The sequence below is a fragment of the Mucilaginibacter sp. L196 genome, from assembly GCF_009765905.1.
In the GTDB taxonomy this organism is placed as follows: domain Bacteria; phylum Bacteroidota; class Bacteroidia; order Sphingobacteriales; family Sphingobacteriaceae; genus Mucilaginibacter.
In genome coordinates this window covers 12,761-32,488 of the sequence record NZ_LMUO01000012.1, presented here as the reverse complement: position 1 = coordinate 32,488, position 19,728 = coordinate 12,761, and the positions used below count along the sequence as shown (strand labels likewise).

Below are 19,728 nucleotides of genomic sequence, written 5' to 3'. Positions count from 1 at the left end.
ATTCCTTTTACCGGATCGCCTTCCTGGAAGATTATTTCATTTTTTTTAACGAAAAAATTCTTTTTGTTAGTAGCAATTGCCCCTTTCCATTCTGGAAGGCAATTTTTGCACAAAAAACAGCTATTCATGTCGCATGTAATTAGCTTTTTTTCATATGGGGGATATTTTTTTACTTTTTTTTAAAATTTTGCAATTAATAAGTGATGCAATATAAGGTATTTGTCTGTTTGTGATTAAATAATTGATTTAAAAATGATATAAATAATGCTGATTTGTTTAAATGAGTAATTTAATTACTTTTTAAGGTGATTATTATCATGTAAATGGTCTATACTATAATTTGTATTGTAATTTTTTTATTTTGAATGGTGTTTTTTGATTGTTTATTGCTTTTATCATAAAAGTGATCGTTTTTAAATCTAAAAATTGATTAAAAACATTAAATTAATTATATTTATCACAGTAAATATAAAATTAAGGTCAAATTTTATTAGCCTATGGATAAAACCGAAATATAATTGCATAAAAAAGCCCTGCCGGGAGGTCGCATTCCCAGACAGGGTTAAACAGTTTTCATTGCTTTAACAAATAAAAAACTTACTCAAATGTACAAAAATGTATTAAATCAGCGCATAGTTGCGCTATTTCTATGGTTTTCGTCATGTTATTCATTCATTCTGACAGAAACACAACCTATTAAGGCCCTCCTTCGCCGATTGATCACAATATTAAATTGGTATTTTAACCAATATCTCTCATTCAATCAATTTTCGGCTACACATAATATTTTAAATAACCCTTCAATTTAAAATATTATGGAAAATCAACTTACTAAACTCAATATATTTTCGCTGAAAGGCGTGCAAATGAAAACGTTTCATATCACGTGGCTAATGTTTTTTGTTTGCTTTTTTGGCTGGTTTGGCCTGGCGCCATTAATGCCAACAATCCGTGCAGAATTGCACTTAACTAAAGCTGAGGTAGGTAATTGCATCATCGCGTCGGTATCAGCAACAATAATTGCCAGGCTTTTTATAGGTAAATTATGTGATGTATGGGGTCCGCGTAAAACAGCTATCAGGCTTTTGCTGATCGGTTCGCTGCCGGTTTTTCTGGTGGGCTTGGCGCATAGCTATACCACATTTTTATTATTCCGTTTAGCTATTGGTGTAATAGGGGCATCGTTTGTAATCACCCAATTTCATACTTCTATGATGTTTGCTCCCAAATTAAAAGGGACAGCAAATGCCATAACCGGCGGCTGGGGTAATCTGGGCGGTGGCGTAACCAATATGGTAATGCCCTTAATATTCGCGGCTATAGTTGGCTTTGGCTATACTAAAGCCGAAGCCTGGCGATATGCTATGATTTTACCCGGTGTAATGATGCTAATTATTGCCTTTTTATATTGGAAATACACTAAAGATACTCCCAATGGCAATTATGACGAAGTTGGCTATAATGTTGGAAAATCAACAAAAACAGATTGGTCGGTTTTAGCTGATTGGAGGATATGGGCCTTAACCATAGGCTATGCCATGTGTTTCGGTATGGAGCTGACTTTTGACAATGTGGCCTCGCTGCATTTTGTTGATTCATTTCATCTTTCACAAAGCACCGCAGGTTTTTGGGCGGGTATATTCGGGTTCATGAATTTGTTTGCCCGTGCGCTGGGCGGTATTGTGTCCGATAAAGTAGGCAGCAAATTCGGTATGCGTGGCAAAGGCCTATTACTTGCCGGGGTGTTGTTTTTAGAAGGTGTTGGGTTGATATTATTCGCACAGGCAGGCTCGCTTATGGTGGCCATAATTACCATGCTAACGTTCGCGCTTTTCCTTAAAATGTCAAATGGTGCAACCTATGGTATTGTGCCTTTTGTAAATACAAAAAATGTAGGCTTGGTTAGCGGTATTGTAGGCGCTGGCGGCAATTTTGGCGGGATGATGTTTGGCTTCCTATTTAAATCAAACTCCATTACTTACGTGCAAGCCTTTACCTATATAGGGTTTATTGTAATAGCGGTATCATTCATCGTGTTAATAACCAGATTTCAGAAAATAAGTGTTTTGGAAGCAAGTGCCGCCACCCCACTGGCAAGCGGTGTGGTATAATACTAGAAGAGAAAATTTAAGTTATGGCATTAAAAAAACAATCAGTAAATCAACTAACCAGTACCTGCTGTTATTGCGGGGTTGGCTGTGGTGTGGTTGTTAATAAAGAAAAAAACGGACGCATAACACTTATAGGTAACAAAGATCATCCGGTTAATAAGGGAATGCTTTGTAGCAAAGGGCTTAACCTGCATTATACCGTAAATGATAAAAGCGATAGGCTGCTGTACCCGCAAATGAGGTACAATAAAAGTATGCCGATGCAGCGTGTTAGCTGGGACGATGCACTGGAACGTACAGCGGCAGTATTTAAAACTTTCATCGATAAATATGGACCGGATTCGGTTGCCTTTTATGCATCAGGCCAGTGTTTAACCGAGGAGTATTATGTAGTTAATAAACTGATGAAAGGGTTTATCGGCAGTAATAATATTGATACCAACTCAAGGCTTTGCATGAGTAGCGCCGTAGCGGCCTATAAAATTGCTTTGGGCGAGGATGCTGTGCCTGTTTGTTATGATGATATTGAACTTGCCGATTGTATACTGGTAATGGGTGGCAACCCTGCATGGTGCCACCCAATACTATGGCGCAGGGTAGAGGCGCATAAGGCAACCAACCCGGCTGTAAAAATCATCATAGTAGATCCGAGGGTTACTGATTCATGCGCCAATGCGGATCTGAATTTGCAAATAAATCCAGGAACGGATATTACCCTTAATCATGCTATTGGCAGGTTGCTGATAGAGAACGGCGACATCGACTTTAATTTTATTAAGGATCATGCCGAAGGGTTTGAGGCCTATAGCGAAATAGTTTTTAAGAATAGTTTGTTTGACGCTGCAAAAACGTGCGGATTGAGTGAAAGCGATATCCGCCTTGCGGCGAAATACATTGGCGAAGCTAAAGGATTTATCACTATGTGGACGATGGGACTTAATCAAAGCGCCATCGGTGTAAATAAAAATTTAAGCCTTATTAACTTAAACCTGATCACCGGACATATAGGTAAGCCGGGTTCTGGTCCGCTGTCGCTTACCGGTCAGCCCAATGCGATGGGCGGAAGGGAAGTCGGAGGATTAGCTAATCTGCTGCCAGCGCATCGTGATTTGGGTAATCCCCTGCATCGCGAGGAAGTGCAAAAGTTTTGGGGAGGAAAACCCATTCAGCCTAAACCCGGTTTAACAGCTACCGAAATGTTTGAGGCATTAAACGATGGACGTTTAAAAGCCATCTGGATAATGTGCACTAATCCCTTAACTAGTTTACCAAATGTTCGTTTAGCTGAAGATGCTTTGAAAAAAGCAAAATTTGTGGTGGTGCAGGAGATCAGCAACAAGCCGGAAACCCTGGCGTATGCGGATGTAATACTCCCTGCTGCAGCTTGGGCCGAGAAAGAGGGGACAATGACTAATTCCGAGCGGCGAATAAGTTATTTGAACAAAATTGTAGAACCACCCGGAGAAGCTATTCCAGATGCGGAAATTATTTGCCGCTTTGCCCGCAAAATGGGATATAAAGGGTTTGATTTTGAAAACCCAGCAGCCATTTATGCCGAGCATGTTAAACTTACCGCCAAAACCAATATTGATATAAGCGGTTTAAGCTACGATATATTAAAAGAGCGTAAAACAGTACAATGGCCCTACAAAAAGAAAGGCCCGCTGGATGGTAAACCTCGTTTATTCACCGATCATAATTTCTACAGACCATCAAAAAAAGCGCTTATTAGTGCTGTTCCCGATACGCTGACCAGCGAATTGCCAAATGATGATTTTCCGCTGATATTAACCACGGGCCGCATCCGCGATCAGTGGCATACCATGAGTAAAACTGGTAAGGTAAATAAGCTTAACCAACATTATAAGCAGGCTTTTTTAGAAATTCATCCTGTTGATGCCGAAATATTAGGTTTAAAAAACCTGGATATTGCCGTTGTTACTTCTCGAAGGGGAGATGTACAGGTTCAAACAAAAGTATCGCCGCAAATAAAAAAAGGTGTTGTGTTTTTGCCGATGCATTGGGGTAAAATATTAGGCAGTGATCTTAACCGGGCCAATAATCTAACCAGCGATCGGGTCGACCCAATTTCTAAAGAACCTGATTTTAAATACTGTGCTGTTAGTGTGAAAAAATATGCAAAGTCATTTCAACGCATTGTAGTGATTGGTGCAGGGGCTGGAGCTTACGGCTTTGTAAAATCATACCGGGAATTAAACCCCGACGACGAAATAACTATTTTCAGCAAAGAGAACCATCCTTTTTACAACCGGGTAATGTTACCGGATTATATCAGCGGCGAGCAGAAATGGGAGCAGTTGGTAAAGATGAAAGACAGCGAAGAACCCGGCTATAATATCAGTTTGCTAAGGGGGGTAAGTATTGAGAAAATTGACCGCGAGAATAAGCAGGTTACGGATTCCAGAGGGATAAAAACCTCTTACGATATTTTATTAATGGCTACCGGTAGCCGGGCATCTATACCTAAAAACACACCGTCGTTACCGGGCATATTCAGCATGCGTAGCCGTAACGATGCCGATAACTTTAAAAAGCATGTACCTAAAAATGGCCATGTAGTTATTGTTGGTGGTGGATTGTTGGGTTTGGAGATGGCTGCCTCGTTGCGCGAAATAGGTATCAGGATCACCATCATTCATCGTACATCACGGTTTTTAAACAGGCAGTTGGATGCGTTGGGTAGCCAATTATTGCACGAGGAAATGGCCGACCAGGGTTGCGATATTTATTATGATGATGAAGTACAGTTGTTTTACGGGAGATCGAAATTAACAGGCATCGGCTTAAAAAGTGGCCGTAAGATAAATTGTGACGCCATGATATTGGCAATAGGTACCACGCCTAATCTTGAAATTGCTAAGGATTGCGGGTTGACTATAAAACGAGGTGTTATTGTAAATGAACGGATGCAAACCAATGATCCATCTATTTATGCCATTGGCGAAATAGCGGAATTTGAAGGTACACTGTACGGAATTACCGCTGCTGCAGAACAACAGGCAGAGGTGGTTGCCAAATATATGAATGGCGACATTGCAAGCTATTATAAAGGCAGTTTATTCATGAATATCATAAAGATACATGGGTTTGACCTTTGCAGCATCGGCTTATCTGAATGCCCGGATGACAAAGCTTACGAAGAAATAGTTTTTATTGATAAGGCGAAGAGATACTACAAAAAATGCATTATCCATGAGGATAAACTGATTGGTACTATTTTGATTGGCGATAAAAGCGAGTTCCAGGAATTCAGGGCGCTTATAGGCAATAAAACCGAGCTGAATGAAAAGCGATTACAGTTATTAAGAAGCGGCAATAAAGTTGAACCTGTATTGGGTAAACTGGTTTGCAGTTGCAATAATGTGGGAAGCGAAAATATACTTAATAAAATAGCTACTGGTTGCCATACGCTAAAGGAACTGTGCGATACGACAGGTGCCGGTACAGGCTGCGGATCATGCAGGCCCGAAGTAAAGCGGTTGTTGGAAGAAAGTTTAAAAGCAATAGTTTAACAGGAGTATGGAAAAAATGGAAACTTATTGTGTGAAGATTAATCTGCCGGGCGGAGTAATCTCGGCCGGGGATCTTTATGAGATATTGCAGATAGCTGAAAATGCAGGCGCAAATGAAATAAGTGTAGGTAACAGGCAGCAATTGTATTTTTGTATACTCAAAAACAGGCTTGAGGATCTGGAATTGGGCATGCTACAGTCGGCGATAGATTATGAGCTGAATGCCGATCAATTCCCCAATGTGATTAGCTCTTATGTAACCGATAATATTTTTAATGCGGAGAGCTGGCTTAAAGAAGGTGTGTATAAGGACATATTTGATCTGTTTAATTTTCAGCCGGAACTAAAGGTTAATTTGGTGGATAGGCATCAAACCTTTGTACCATTTTTTAGCGGAAATTTCAACTTCATCAGTTCAGACCTAAGTAATTATTGGTACCTGTACATCAGGTTTCCCAAAACAAATGATCTGTATTGCTGGCCCTGTTTGGTGTACTCCGATGATATACCAACATTTTGTAAAGTTGCCCAAGGAGTTATTTGGGGTAGCAGGGAATTGTTTTATGATCAGCCTGAAATCAATTTCGACTTGTTTTATGAAAAGGTGAACGCCGGCAATAAGTTTGTTAATCAACAGATAGCTGAACCGCTAAAATTACCCGATTTTTCGCTGCCTTATTATGAGGGATTTAATAAATACCTGAATGGTAAATATTGGCTCGGTATTTACCGCCGGAATGAATTGTTCCCCATTACGTTTTTAAAAGATATTTGCTCCATATGCCTTAAAACCCGTGTAGGCCAATTATACACCACACCCTGGAAATCCTTTTTAATTAAAGGAATAAATGAAGCTGATCGTAAAGATTGGGGTGTGATCCTTAACAGTTACAGAATAAATGTAAGGCACGCCGCCAATGAATTAAACTGGCAGCTTGAAAACTTATGCAAAGAAAGCCTCGAACTTAAAAAGCAATTGGTGCGAGAATTTGAAGAATATGACCTGCGAACTTACCGCCTCTGCTTCGCCATAAAAATGCAACCCAAAACCGGTCTGCTCGCATCTATCATTATAAAAAAAACAGGAACGGGGCTATTTGATATTTTACATACACGCGATTTTAATCCCAACTCAAAAGATTTCGTTGTTTATAAAGAAAAATTATCTGCCAATACCCTTGGTCGTTCTCTGATAGAATTGTGTGATTTTTACTATGGTTTACTAAGTGATGGTAATGTTTTATCACATCAGGATACTGAAGCAGAAATAGAAAATTATATTGAAACTGTTGAGCTTTATCAATGTAAAAACTGCCTCAGTATCTACGATAAAAGTTACGGAGATCAATTCAACAACGTTCCTATAGGAACAGAATTTAAAAACATCGAGAACTACATATGTCCTGTTTGCGAATCAACGGCGGAGTGCTTTATAGCAATTGAGAAACAAGTTGATGCGGTTTAGGTTATCAATCATTACATATCGCTATTTAATTATTTGTTATGTTTTTGTAAGCATAACAGTGCCTATACGACTAAAGACTTAATCATCTAAATATCAATTAATAAAAAAGACACATGAAAAAAAATCTACAAACAAGTTCAGGAAAAAGCATTAACCGCATCAGCCTCAAAATTATGATGGTGATAATTATTATGGCCGGGGCACTAACGTCGCAGTTTGCAAATGCGCAGGTAAAAGTAGTTCCTCCCGATTCAATTGAGTATCAGGGAACACTTTATCAAAAAGCAAAAGCTAAATCTGCTTATCCAAAGGTAGTTGGCTATGTAAGTTTTATCCTTCCACTTGAAACATTGACTTTGGCAACAGGAAAATTCGATCCCAATTTTTCCAATCACACTACCACTATTGGTTTCCCGGTAGGTGTGAATGTGTTATACAGCGATAAGTTTGGATTTAGCTATGAATTTACGCCCAATATTAAAGCATCCGGAGGCTCAAGTAAAATGAATGATATACTATTCGACCCTGGTACAATGTTCCGTTTTGAGCATGGGTTTACTTTTATTTCCCGCCTGGCATTTGACACAAATGGCAGGTATGGGTTTACACCGGTATTTAACCAGGTTTATGCACGCACAAAGGATGTTAATTATTTTGTAGCCTTATCGCTCCCAACACGATTTGGCAATAGCGAAGCAGCATCATTAGGCTTAAACATGCAAATTGGATTTACATTTAATTAACGATTGCAAATTGTTAATTAACGCCAGGCCATTAAACGTGATTAATTCATATTTTTATTGCTGAAAATAAGTTTCAGTTATGACCAAGTTAGCCCAGGCATTTAACGCGTTTGATAATTATAACGAGAAAGACCCCTATGTATTTACATGGGGCGATTTTTCTTATCCGCAGGAATATTTTTAGCGCTAAAACTATACGAGTGGGTGCTGAAATTAGATCCGAATGCGGATGAAGAGTTGCTATTAGCATCGCGTAGCCAGCATATCGGTAGATGGGAAATCCCGCGCGAAACTTATCCCGATGGGAGGGAAGCCTATTTAAAGAGGGAAGCCTATTTAAAATAGCGCAAAGACCTTGCATTGTTTCATGCCGAAAAAGCATCATCAATTATGAAAGAGGTAGGATATGATGATGAGCAAATTGCTCGTGTAAGGCAAATTCTACTAAAACAAAAGCTAAAGATTGATGCTGATGTGCAAACGATAGAAAACGCACTCTGTTTAGTGTTTCTTGAATTTCAATATGAAGATTTCTACCCCAAACATTCGCCCGAAAAAGTGATCAATATATTGAGAAAATCGTTATTGAAAATGGATAGCCATGGACATCAGTTTACGCTCAGTTTAAATTGTTCAGAAAAGGGTCTGGTTTATATTAATGAGGCCTTAAATAGCCTCAAACAAAATAAGTAGGGAAGGCAAGTTTTCATTTGGAAATTGATTGTTTTTTCGTTAGCCCGTAAAGGGTTTTCCACATTCCTGTTAATGCAAATTGACCTAAAAATAGGTTGAAAAATTGTTACTGATTTGTAACTAAAGTATTGTAAGTTGTTGATAGTCAAATGGTAAGCGCTGTATGTATCGGGGAAGTAGTAATGGGATAAGAAAGCAGGGCAAGTGCTGTCCAAGCGTCTTATCAGATAAACATTGCTGTAAATTTCGTAATGAACATCGCTTTCATTGACCTTCTATTTTTCGCATAAATTGTACCCTGTAATTGCTGCCGATGGCTATTTCTATTTTGCCTATTTCAATGGTGTTTCCAAAAACAGCTGTGATCACTTCCAGGTTAACGATGTAAGACTTGTGCACACGGAAAAATATTTTTGGTAAAATCTCCTCCATCGCTTTCATGGTATGGGTTATCAGATATTGCTTTGTTTCAGTATGTATACGCACAAAGTTTTGCATACCTTCAATATATAATATATCCGAAAAAGTCACTTTTACCAGCTTATTATCATGTTTAACAAACATATAGCTGGTTTCAGCCGCTGTTTGTGGCGCTTCTGCTTTGTTTTTTAATCTTTCCCCTACTTTTTCAGCAGCCTGTAGCAACCGGTGCATAGAGATCGGTTTCAACAGATAATCAACCACATTTAGTTCGTAGCCTTCCATAGCATATTTATTATAAGCCGTAGTAAATATCACCAGCGGCGGATTTTTTAATGACTTAAGAAAATCGATCCCGGTAATGGTCGGCATTTTAATATCCAGAAAAACGACGTCCACCGGCAGCGATTGTAAGGCCTCAAATGCTTCAATGGCGTTACTGCAAACGCGCAGAATTTTCCAGCTGCCTAACTGGGAAACAAAAGTTTCCATCAGCTTACGCGCCTGGGGTTCGTCATCGACGATGATACAGTTAATTATTTTCATAAGTTGATGGATAGATCGGCTTCAAAAATATAATCTTTTGCTGCGGCATGCAAGCTGTGTTTACCCGGGAAATAGTGTAACAGGCGTTTGCTTACATTCTGCAAACCTATACCACCCGGCCTTTCGCTCCCCTCATCAGGAACAAAATTGTTGGCTACCTTTAATTGTAGCTTATTATCCTTCAGGCTGATCATGATATTGATCCAGCTTTCGTCGAGCTGGTTATCTGCACCGTGTTTAAAAGCGTTCTCAACAAAGGGCATCAGCAGTAATGGCGGTATACTATAATCATCAAAATTACCGGTGGCCACAAAGCTAATGCTAACCCGGTCATCGCAACGCACCCGTTCCAGTTCCACATAATCCTTAAGCATGCTGATCTCTTTGTCCAGATCAATATATTCTTCATCGCATTCGTATAAGGCGAAGCGCATAAAGTCAGATAGCCGGCCAATCAGTTCGATAGATTTCGGCTTATTATCCTGAACTATGAATGATTGAATATTATTTAAGGTGTTAAAAAGAAAATGCGGGTTTACCTGTGATTTTAAGAAATCCAGTTCCAGGCGCAGGTTCTGTTTTTCGAGCGCCGATCTAATTCGTTCATGAATGAACCAGTCGTCCATAAACTTCAGGAACAGTCCAAGCAGTAGCACAATAAAGGAGTAGATCAGGTTATCGTGATATATATAGCCAAACGAAGTTGTTTTAGGATAGTCGGTATTACTGAAAAGCCAGTCACTGAGCGGCTGGTTAACAAACCAGCGTAGGAGCGGAAACAAGAAGAGCATACCGATCATGGCAGGAATACGCAACCATGCGGGTTTCAGGTTAAGCAAAACAAAAGCAATAAAATAAGTACAGCCGATAATCAGCAGGTAGAACAACAGCAGTATTGGCTGGTAGTCGACCTTCCAGCTGAAATGATAGTTTTTGGCATACAGTTCGGAGAATATAGGCTGATTAACCAAAATAACCAGTATAAATATAGCATGCAGGTACAGGCGCTGCTGGTTGATCTTATTTTTCATATTCAAATTTGTTTATAACATCAACCATTCAGCGATTTTTTATGACGAACGATATATCCGTGCGGACAAAACTATGTTTTTGACTGATAAAACAGTTAGAACAGTTCATTTTTCGTGAATGTCAGCCGTATTTAAAAGTTGATACGACAATTCCGGGCATTGGTCAATTTGATTTATTAATACTGCATTTATACGGTTGTTTTGGATCATAAATCAACACAACCCACATATGAAATCAATCTTCTTCAGCTTTGTACTATTATTACTAAGTAACTTTCTTTTTGCTCAAAACATAAGCGGCATAATAACCGATGCGACAACTCATCAGCCATTATCCTATTCAACCATAAGCTTATTAACCACACCCGACTCAGTGCAGGTAAAAGGCACATTGGCCAGCGATAACGGCGGCTTTAGATTTGAAAAAGCAAAAGCAGGAAAATACTTACTGGCCGTGCAAATGATGGGTTATGTAAAAAAGACTATGAATATAGCCGTGACGGGCGCTGATCAAACAATAAACATTCAACTTGCAGCACAAGCAACCAGCCTAAGCGAAGTTACTATTAAAGTGGCTAAACCGTTGGTTGAACACCGGGCAGACAAAACCATATTTAATGTAGAGAACAGTATTGTTGCTATAGGCAACACCGGAATGGAACTGCTTAGCATGACACCCCTGGTAAACGTGCAACCGGGCGGCAGCATCAGCATAAAAGGTAAACAAAACGTGCTGGTTATGCTGAATGGAAAGATAGTGCCGGGAGAAACAGCAGTAACCTTGCTGCAAAATATGCCTGCAGAAAATATTGCACGTATTGAGGTGATCACCACGCCCTCCGCCAAATATGATGCATCAGCATCGGGCGGCATCGTAAATATCATTACAAAAAAAGGTACCGGTATGGGGCTGAACGGCACCGCAAGTTTAACCGCTGCCAGAACCAACTATGGCAAATACAGTGGTGGCGTACTGCTTAATTACCGTACCGGTAAAGTAAATGTATACGGTGCCGCTAATGTAAGAGATGCCGAAGGCGACCGTAACGAAGAAACAGACCGCTCGCTTAACACAGGCAGCCAAGCCGAGCAGCTGCAAACACCAACCGAGCTTTGGACACATGGTGTTACAGAAACCGGAAAATTGGGTTTTGATTATGAGGTAACAAAAAACAGCACCCTTAGCGCTTCGGTAGAAGGGGCGTACATACAATCCAACAACCGTGCAAAAGCAGTTACTTATTTCAGTAGTAAACAGCTCGATTCGGTATTGACAGCTGATAGCAAGCCAGGTGGTAATTACAATTTCACTTTGTATGATCTGGCTTACCAGCACAAGCTGGATAACAAGGGGCAACTATTGAACATTGACCTTAACCAGGTACATTATAGCGGCCTTAGCAGGCAGGACATGGATGGCCAGCTGGTGGATGCAAGTGGCAGTAATCCGGTGCAATACAACTCAGCGGTTACACGTACAAATACCTTGTTCAATGTATCCACCATTCAAAGCGATTACGCACTTCCGCTGGATACTAATACCCTATTTGAAGCAGGTGTTAAGGATTTGTATACTAACTCTTTCAACAAATCAACAGATATGCAGGTTAATTCTCTTACCAATGTGCCTGAGCTGAGCAATACGGCTTATAATGAAAATATAGCAGCTGGATATTTTGACCTGAGCAGGCAATTGGGCACGCTGAAATTACAGGCGGGACTACGCGCTGAACAAACGCAGGCCACATTAAGCAGCACTGGGTTACACGAAAATTATTTTGATCTGTTCCCAAGCTTAATGGCTGACGAAAAGTTTTCTGCCAACAATGAGCTTACCTTTTCTTATGCCAGCAAAATAAACCGTCCTAATTATGTATCGCTCATACCTTTTGTTACCCCCATTGACCGCTATACGCAGGAGAAAGGCAACCCCGAACTTAAACCGGCATACAGTCAGGATTTTGAATTAACTGAAGCTGTCGGCAGCTTGGCAATAACATTAGGCTATACTTATACTAAGGATGCTATTACAGATTTTATTGAACAGGATGAGCAAACACAAGTATGGACAATAACAAAAGCAAACTTTACCCGCGAACAGAATTATAACCTGAGCCTTGTATTACCGGTTGCTGTTACCAAATGGTGGAACAGTAATAATACAGTGGTGGGGCTGTACAATTCCTTTTACAGCAATGATGCCGGTGGCAGCGCTTATAGCCAAGGGAAATTTAGCTATAACGTTAACTCCATGAATACATTTACATTGCCAATGGGCTTTAAAGCAGAACTTACAGGCATTTACAATTCATCAAGCGTGTATGGTTTATATAATATTTCACATACCTCAATGGTTAATGCAGGCTTGTCCAAAGCGTTTGCAGGCAAAAAATTGAATGTAAAACTTGGCGTTAATGATATATTCAATGGCAGCGGCTATAACCTAAGCACTAATGCCGGAATACTGCACATGACTGGTTCCAGCTATTACGATAGCAGGCGCGTTAGTTTGAGTGTGTCTTACAAATTCGGCAAAAAATCAACTCCTGCTAAAGAGCGCGACCATGATGATGTAAAGGAAAGGCTGAGTATGTAAATGAGCTGGTCTAGCCTCGTTTGCGAAAAAATTTAAAGTTCAAATATGGAAAGGGTTAGGCTCAATATTCAAATGGTTGTTATACAGTTTTCCGTCATCCGACTCGGAAGAAATTTGATCTGCTTGAAAAACTGTCTCAATTGATGAAAATTGAATGTTGTGCTTGATTTGACATTTTAATCATTCTGCCATAATGAATGGCAGGATGATTATCACAAAATGTGGCCGTTGCACAACATCGCTGGATTAGATTATTGTAGTTGAATACACTAATTTGCCACTCAAATCGTATAATTGGACACGTTTATTACAGCCAAGTCGAAATTAACCCTATAAATATAAAAATGATTTTATTAAAGAAGCACCACTAGGGTGCCTCTTTAACAAGCTAATAATCAATAAAATTTACTGATTTTCGCTTTGCATCATTTCTCTGATTGATATTGTACTACGCAATCGCTTACGATTTTATTTTTTGGTAAACATAAAATGAAGCATACGCCTGCTGAATACATCAATCGCGATGTTTATCATGGTGCACTTTCAATTGACCAAATAGAATGCACGTCCTGGTCGCTTAACGCCACATTATAAAAACGAATGTTACTTAATGAACCTATGAAATAATCGCCTCCATAAAAATAATTAGGGCTGTTTGAATTGGTAAGGCTATAATCACTTTCTAACAACTCATTACCGATTGTGAAATCAACTGTAGAAGGTACAGGGATAAGGCTGCCAGCTGTAAATGTTTCTGTACTTACCAAATTTCCGTTGATATAAAATTTTTCTGTACCGGCGTCGTATGAAACAGCAACCTGGGTCCATACATTTGGATTAGTAATAGAAGGGCCACCGTCATCCTGGTCATGATCGCTCACTGTAGTATTAACAGTTAAAAATAGTAAATTACCACTTTGCAATTGGAATTTATACCCATTCCATCGGTCAAACGAAACCATATAATTATTGCCATTTGTGCCGTCTCTGCTCAACCATAAACTAATAGTGAAGCTTTGCGGGTTAAACGCAGGACTAAACGGAACATCAACAGTAGCACCATTGGTAAAATGATACGCCATATTAGCCCGGCCAAAACGATCGGGTACTAAGGTTGGTAATGTACCGCCATCTACAGCAGTAGCAGCACTCGAACCAATATATCCGGTTTTCAAGATACCATTATGCCCATTTCCTGATGCATCATTAGCATTTCCGTCAAACTTCCATTCGGCAACCAAATTTAACGGTGATACATCCACCACTACTGAACTTTGGTAAGCAGCCAGAGCCCGGTAAAGGTTGCTTATTGTATTATTAAACTGTTGCTGGGTAAAACTTCCTGTTGCAACACCTTTTGCCAAAATTATTGTCTTATTAAGTAACACTCTTTGTGTCGAATCGTATTCACCAGCCTGATGACCAGCAACCGTACTGCTATATACCGCTGTGGCCGAATCAATGGCAGCAGTTAATCCAGCGGGATTACCAGGGATAACAGCAGTATTGTTTTTATTACACGATTGAAACACCGTTACAACAGCAACTATCATCAGGATGATCGCTGTTATTGACCTTTTCTGTTTTTTCATTTTTCTATATTTAAAAAACTATTTAATTGTCGTCCCAATATTTGGGTTAGTTTCAATTTCACTTTCTGGTATCGGGAAAAACTGATTAGCCGTATAATTAAAGTTAGGGGCATTAGGCTGCAAAGCAGCATTAGCGTAAGCCTGTCCATAACGAATAATATCAAAAAACCTATGAAACTCTAATGCCAATTCCGAACGCCTTTCTACACGTATAGCATTGCGTACTGTAGATTGATCTGTTGACGTAATATCAGGCAATAAACTAGCTGGCACTACAGGGTATCCTGGCAAAGTGCTATCGTATTTATAGCTATTTCGTGCCCTTTCACGAACGCGATTAAGCGGAACTAATGCCCCTGCGCTGTTACCACTTTCGTTTAAACCCTCAGCCTCAATTAATAACACCTCCGAAAAGCGAATTGCCTGATAGTTCAAATTACCGTCGCCCTTAATGCTAGCAGGTATTTCAGATAAAGGCTGGCAATGTTTTTTGCTTAAATAGCCTGTAGTAGTCCATGTAGGATCGAATGCACTATCAAAATAAGGCTGTCCGGCTTGGGCAACGGTATAGTTCAAACGAGGATCGGCTACCCCATTATCAACCTCGAAATTATTAACCAAACTTTGAGTAGGATAAAAGAACCCATACCCACCTAAAGTGCGTGGTGCAAACCATTGGTTTAAATTATTACCCTGAGATGGCGTTAAACCACTTTGATGCTGAATGGAAAATATACCTTCGGCATTGTTTTTTGTAGCCGCCTGAAAGTTTTGAGAAAAAATAGGTAATAAGCTGTAAATCCCTAGAGCATCAACCGCTTGTGCGGTAGACGCCGCCAAAGCCCATTTACCCTCAAACAGGTAAGTTTTGGCAAGCAAAGCCAATGCAGCCCCTTTAGTAGCACGACCAAGATCAGCCCCAGTCCAGCTGGTTGGTAACGCAGCGGCAGCTGCTGTGCAGTCTGCCTCTATTTGTGCATAAACCAAGGCTTGTGATGAGCGGGGCTTCTGCGCTTGTGCAGGTGTTTCCACATGCAGGTGTAAGGGGATAGCACCATAGCAATTAGTCAAAATAAAATAGCAGTAGGCTCGTATAAACTCTGCCTGACCTAATACCTGCTGTTGCACCGGTGCGGACACAGCTTTATTGCCAGCCAATCCATCGACAACTACATTACAGGCAAAAATCCCGTTATAATATTGCGACCAAACATCCTGCACTGCCGAGTTTGTTGGCAAGATATTAAATTGGTTAATTAAGGTAAAATCAGACTGGTCACCTGCATTACCACCTTTAATTGCATCATCCGAAGCAACATCGCCTAACACCCATATCAAATTATTTGGTGAACTGTTGGTAAAAGTAAGCGGGACATAAGCGGCATTTATAGCAAGCGTAGCATTTGCATCGTTTGTGAAAAAGTTAGTTGGGGTGTATTGACCTAATACTGGTTGATTCAGTATCTTTTTGCATCCCGCACCTATCAGGACCAGGATGGCCAATATATACATTGAAATATTTTTTGCTTTCATTTTTCTATAAATTAGAGGTTAGAAATTTGCGTTAACACCAATAGTAATTGTTCGCGCCGATGGATAAGTTCCCCAGTCGATACCTGCACCTCTCGGTCCATCACCCGCATTGTTATTGTTCAGATACATTTCAGGATCTAATCCGGTGTACTTCGTAATGGTTAACAAATTGGTAGCACTAACATAAATCCTTCCTGATGACATGCCAATATATTTTAACGCATTTGGGTTTAACTTATAGCCTAATTGGGCATTTTTTAATTTTAAATAAGATCCACTTTCAAGGAAGCGAGTTGAAAACTGCGTGTTATTGGGAGCATCGTTCCAGGATAAAAGCGGATAGGTATTGGTCGATCCCGGGCCTGTCCAGCTTTTGGTAGCTGTTGTTTCGGTTATATTAAACGGCCGGTAAAAGCCATCGATATCGGTAGCCACCTGGTTATAAATTTTATTACCATAAACACCTTGAAAGAATAGGCTTAAATCGAAGTTTTTATACTGAACGTTAGCTGTCATACCGTAAGTAAATTTCGGTATCGGACTTCCCGAAAAAGCCCGGTCGTTTTGATCGATAACACCATCGCCATTGACATCTTTATACATTACATCACCAGGGCGGATACCCTGGCCTTGATAAGCATGGGTAAGTATTTGTTGCTGATTTTGGAAAATACCTTCGTCTTGCAATAAATAGAATGACCCTATTGGATGCCCAACCTGAGTAAGCGTTATATAATCACTGCCAATCTGCCCGCCGGGGATAGGAGCGCCACCTCCAAGCGATACAACATCATCGTTCAACGTGGCAAAATTTCCCTTTATACTGTAGTTCCAATCGTTGTTAATAACCTGTCTGTAAGTCAATTCAATCTCTAAGCCCTTATCCCGTACTTTACCGGCATTAATTGTAGGAGGCGATGCATTTCCGGCACTCGATGGTTCCGGTTCTGGTATCAATACATTGCTTGTGTTTTTAACATAATAATCTACGGTAAGCAATAGTGCATTGTTGAAAAATCCTAAGTCCACTCCGCCATCTGTTTGTGTATTGGTTTCCCAACGGATATTTGGATTACCGATAGTTGATATAGTATACCCCTGATTAGATGTACCACCAAAGGGATAATAATAGTTACCACTCAATAATGAAGCGTAAGGATAATTACCTATACCCTGAGCATTACCCGCCTGACCGTAACTGGCCCTTAACTTAAAGGTACTGATGGGTTTTATATCTTTCATGAAATCTTCCTGATCAATGCGCCATCCTAATGAACCTGAGTAAAAACTTTGAGATTGCGCGTCAGGATCCAGTGCCGATGATGCATCCCATCTGTAATTCACAGACGCCAAGTATTTGTTGTCGTATTGATAGTTCACCCGGCCAAATACAGAAGAATACGCCAAGTGAGTCTCGCCACCACTGTTTAAATCATAACTTGTTGTTCCGTTACTAAGATATTGAAAAGCTGGTGATTGATTCACAAATCCTTGTGTCGATTCGCCCGAAGTCTGCACATCATTTTTAATAATTTCTGTACCTGCTAAAAACGAAAATACATGTTTTCGGATGGCTAAATCATAAGTAGCGGTATTAGTCCAGTTATAATTTACAGTATTGGTTTGTGATTGCGAAAGTGCATTAGGCGAGTTAACTGTTTGTGTTGGTTGCCCAAACATGCCTTGATATTGATCATTCGAAGGTGTCCCAAATGTTGGATCAAATTGCTTATTGTCAAGTAATGACAGATCTAACCCTAAGTCCGACTTAATTTTCAGGCCTTTTATTGGGGTCAGCTCTGCAAATACATCACCCAAAATACTATAGTTATAAAAATTATTATCTGTATTAGCCGCCAATTGTACAGGATTGTACCCATCGCCTAAAAAGTTGCCTATACCACCGGTACTTTGGTCTTGTTCCGGAAGTGATACAAACTGACCGCTTGGATCACGAACAGGTGTACCCGGTGTACGAAATAAAGCATAACGAACCACGCTGGCAGCACCTATAGTACCATCTCCCGAGTCGCCAACCTGTCGTTGTTTCGAATAGCCCAGATTAACATTAGTACCTATTTTAAGGTATTTTGATAATGTACTGTTGATAGCCGTACGTAGGTTAAAGCGGTTATATGATGAATTTTCGATTAACCCATCCTGATTGAAGAAATTACCCGCAACTATAAAAGTTGTGTTATCATTACCACCACTTAACGATAAACTTGCATTGCTAATTGGCGCCGGTCTAAGTAATGCATTCAGCCAGTTTGTATTCGACAGGGGGTAAGTGCCCGGAGTGGTACCTAAAGAGTTAATTAAAGTATTGGTTATGGTTGGCCTGCCATCATTTACCGCAGCAGTGTTATATGCTGCAATATACTGGGCATTATTTGCCATCGGGATTAAATTCTGAGCGGTTTGCACCCCGGTATAAGCACTTGCGCTAACCTTTGTTTTACCTGCAACACCATGTTTAGTGGTGATAATTACAACCCCGCCTGCTGCCCTTGCACCATAAATAGCGGCAGATGATGCATCTTTGAGAATAGTAAAGCTTTCTATATCGTTAGGCGATATTTCGTTGATACCATCCTGTGTAGGGATACCATCAACTATATAAAGCGGAGATACCCCGTTGATAGTACCTATACCACGTATCTGTACCGCTATACCGCCACCTGGTGCGCCCGAATTTTCGGTTACTGATACGCCGGCGGCTTTACCCTGCAATATTTGACTGGCATCGCCAACGGCTATACCATTAATGTCGTTGGCCGAAACGATAGATACTGCCCCCGTGAGATCCTTTTTATGTTGTGTACCATAACCGGTAACAACTACTTCGTTTAAATTGCCTGGCTCATCTTTTAACACAATACTTATCTGTGTTCGCCCTTCTACTGCAACTTCCTGTGTTTGATAACCAACATAAGATATCACTAGTATTGCATTCTCAGGCACTGTTACCGTAAAATTGCCGTTTACATCGGCAACTGCCAGGCTTTTGCCGTTTTTCAGGCCAATTGTGGCTCCAATAAGCGCTTCGCCACTGGTGTCTGTGACCTTCCCTGTTACTTTTATATTGGCAAGCTGCAGTTTGGCTGCGGCAGATTTTGAAGGAAAATTATTTTTGGATGAACCATTGATATTATATACCAGGTTATGCCCATTTAGAGGGTCTGCATTTGCAGAAAACTGAACTAATGCCGCCAGGAGCAAAGCAAAAGTAAATTTCGCACTCAAACACATTCCTTTTTCATATCGACGGATGATGAAATAGTCGTAAGTTTTTTTCATGTACTTTGAATTAAGGTGAATAATTGAATAATGCTTTGATATAGCCAGAGATGGCCACATCGATATTGCCGATAAAATAAAAATGCTTAACATTTCTATTTATCGGGTAATATTCTTTAGTAAATTATCTCATAAAAATTCCCCTTTCTTCTCATTGGTTTAATT

10 protein-coding genes and 1 pseudogene are annotated in these 19,728 nt (G+C 40.1%); 6 read left to right on the top strand and 5 right to left on the bottom strand.

The features are described from left to right. The first annotated feature begins 815 nt into the window (after nt 1-815). The 5 genes and pseudogenes from GSQ74_RS10090 to GSQ74_RS10070 all read left to right on the top strand — a co-directional run bounded on the left by GSQ74_RS10090 (nt 816) and on the right by GSQ74_RS10070 (nt 8,545). Nucleotides 816-2,111 carry an MFS transporter gene (locus tag GSQ74_RS10090; RefSeq protein ID WP_158992809.1) on the top strand — a complete coding sequence of 432 codons (1,296 nt, stop codon included), beginning with the start codon at nt 816-818 and terminating at the stop codon, nt 2,109-2,111. 23 nt (nt 2,112-2,134) lie between these two features. Further along, nucleotides 2,135-5,644 carry a nitrate reductase gene (locus GSQ74_RS10085; protein WP_158992807.1) on the top strand — a complete coding sequence of 1,170 codons (3,510 nt, stop codon included), beginning with the start codon at nt 2,135-2,137 and terminating at the stop codon, nt 5,642-5,644. A gap of 7 nt (nt 5,645-5,651) precedes the next feature. Beyond that, nucleotides 5,652-7,109, top strand: coding sequence for a rubredoxin domain-containing protein (locus GSQ74_RS10080; protein WP_254060855.1), 1,458 nt, complete (start codon nt 5,652-5,654; stop codon nt 7,107-7,109). Between the two features lie 113 nt (nt 7,110-7,222). Beyond that, nucleotides 7,223-7,852, top strand: a complete 630-nt coding sequence (locus GSQ74_RS10075) for a hypothetical protein (protein WP_158992805.1) — start codon at nt 7,223-7,225, stop codon at nt 7,850-7,852. 147 nt (nt 7,853-7,999) lie between these two features. Next, nucleotides 8,000-8,545 (top strand): annotated as a pseudogene (locus tag GSQ74_RS10070) (DUF4202 domain-containing protein). Nucleotides 8,546-8,809: 264 nt separating this feature from the next. On the opposite strand, the gene GSQ74_RS10065 reads toward GSQ74_RS10070, so the two are convergent. Continuing rightward, a complete protein-coding gene (locus tag GSQ74_RS10065; RefSeq protein WP_216846713.1) occupies nt 8,810-9,511 on the bottom strand; it encodes a LytTR family DNA-binding domain-containing protein in 702 nt (233 codons plus the stop codon). Beyond that, nucleotides 9,508-10,542, bottom strand: coding sequence for a sensor histidine kinase (locus tag GSQ74_RS10060; RefSeq protein WP_158992803.1), 1,035 nt, complete (start codon nt 10,540-10,542; stop codon nt 9,508-9,510). The genes GSQ74_RS10065 and GSQ74_RS10060 overlap by 4 nt, the downstream gene beginning before the upstream one ends. A gap of 229 nt (nt 10,543-10,771) precedes the next feature. Between GSQ74_RS10060 and GSQ74_RS10055 the strand changes: the two genes are divergently transcribed. After that, nucleotides 10,772-13,138, top strand: coding sequence for an outer membrane beta-barrel family protein (locus GSQ74_RS10055; RefSeq protein ID WP_158992801.1), 2,367 nt, complete (start codon nt 10,772-10,774; stop codon nt 13,136-13,138). A 530-nt stretch (nt 13,139-13,668) separates the two neighbouring features. Here the strand turns inward: GSQ74_RS10055 and GSQ74_RS10050 are convergent. From GSQ74_RS10050 to GSQ74_RS10040, 3 genes are read right to left on the bottom strand one after another with little or no spacing between them, the layout of a single operon-like run. After that, entirely contained in the window at nt 13,669-14,730 is a 1,062-nt protein-coding gene (locus tag GSQ74_RS10050; protein ID WP_158992799.1) for a LamG domain-containing protein, read from the bottom strand. Between the two features lie 18 nt (nt 14,731-14,748). Beyond that, nucleotides 14,749-16,263, bottom strand: coding sequence for a RagB/SusD family nutrient uptake outer membrane protein (locus GSQ74_RS10045; RefSeq protein WP_158992797.1), 1,515 nt, complete (start codon nt 16,261-16,263; stop codon nt 14,749-14,751). An 18-nt stretch (nt 16,264-16,281) separates the two neighbouring features. Next, nucleotides 16,282-19,563, bottom strand: a complete 3,282-nt coding sequence (locus GSQ74_RS10040) for a TonB-dependent receptor (RefSeq protein ID WP_158992795.1) — start codon at nt 19,561-19,563, stop codon at nt 16,282-16,284. Between the last annotated feature and the right edge of the window lie 165 nt (nt 19,564-19,728).

Excerpts from the sequence above, each read along its gene's own strand:
- GSQ74_RS10085 (WP_158992807.1), top strand. The coding sequence starts at position 2,135 with ATGGCATTAAAAAAACAATCAGTAAATCAACTAACCAGTACCTGCTGT.
- GSQ74_RS10065 (WP_216846713.1), bottom strand. The coding sequence starts at position 9,511 with ATGAAAATAATTAACTGTATCATCGTCGATGACGAACCCCAGGCGCGT.
- GSQ74_RS10055 (WP_158992801.1), top strand. The coding sequence starts at position 10,772 with ATGAAATCAATCTTCTTCAGCTTTGTACTATTATTACTAAGTAACTTT.
- GSQ74_RS10045 (WP_158992797.1), bottom strand. The coding sequence starts at position 16,263 with ATGAAAGCAAAAAATATTTCAATGTATATATTGGCCATCCTGGTCCTG.
- GSQ74_RS10060 (WP_158992803.1), bottom strand. The coding sequence starts at position 10,542 with ATGAAAAATAAGATCAACCAGCAGCGCCTGTACCTGCATGCTATATTT.
- GSQ74_RS10040 (WP_158992795.1), bottom strand. The coding sequence starts at position 19,563 with ATGAAAAAAACTTACGACTATTTCATCATCCGTCGATATGAAAAAGGA.
- GSQ74_RS10080 (WP_254060855.1), top strand. The coding sequence starts at position 5,652 with ATGGAAAAAATGGAAACTTATTGTGTGAAGATTAATCTGCCGGGCGGA.
- GSQ74_RS10090 (WP_158992809.1), top strand. The coding sequence starts at position 816 with ATGGAAAATCAACTTACTAAACTCAATATATTTTCGCTGAAAGGCGTG.
- GSQ74_RS10050 (WP_158992799.1), bottom strand. The coding sequence starts at position 14,730 with ATGAAAAAACAGAAAAGGTCAATAACAGCGATCATCCTGATGATAGTT.
- GSQ74_RS10075 (WP_158992805.1), top strand. The coding sequence starts at position 7,223 with ATGAAAAAAAATCTACAAACAAGTTCAGGAAAAAGCATTAACCGCATC.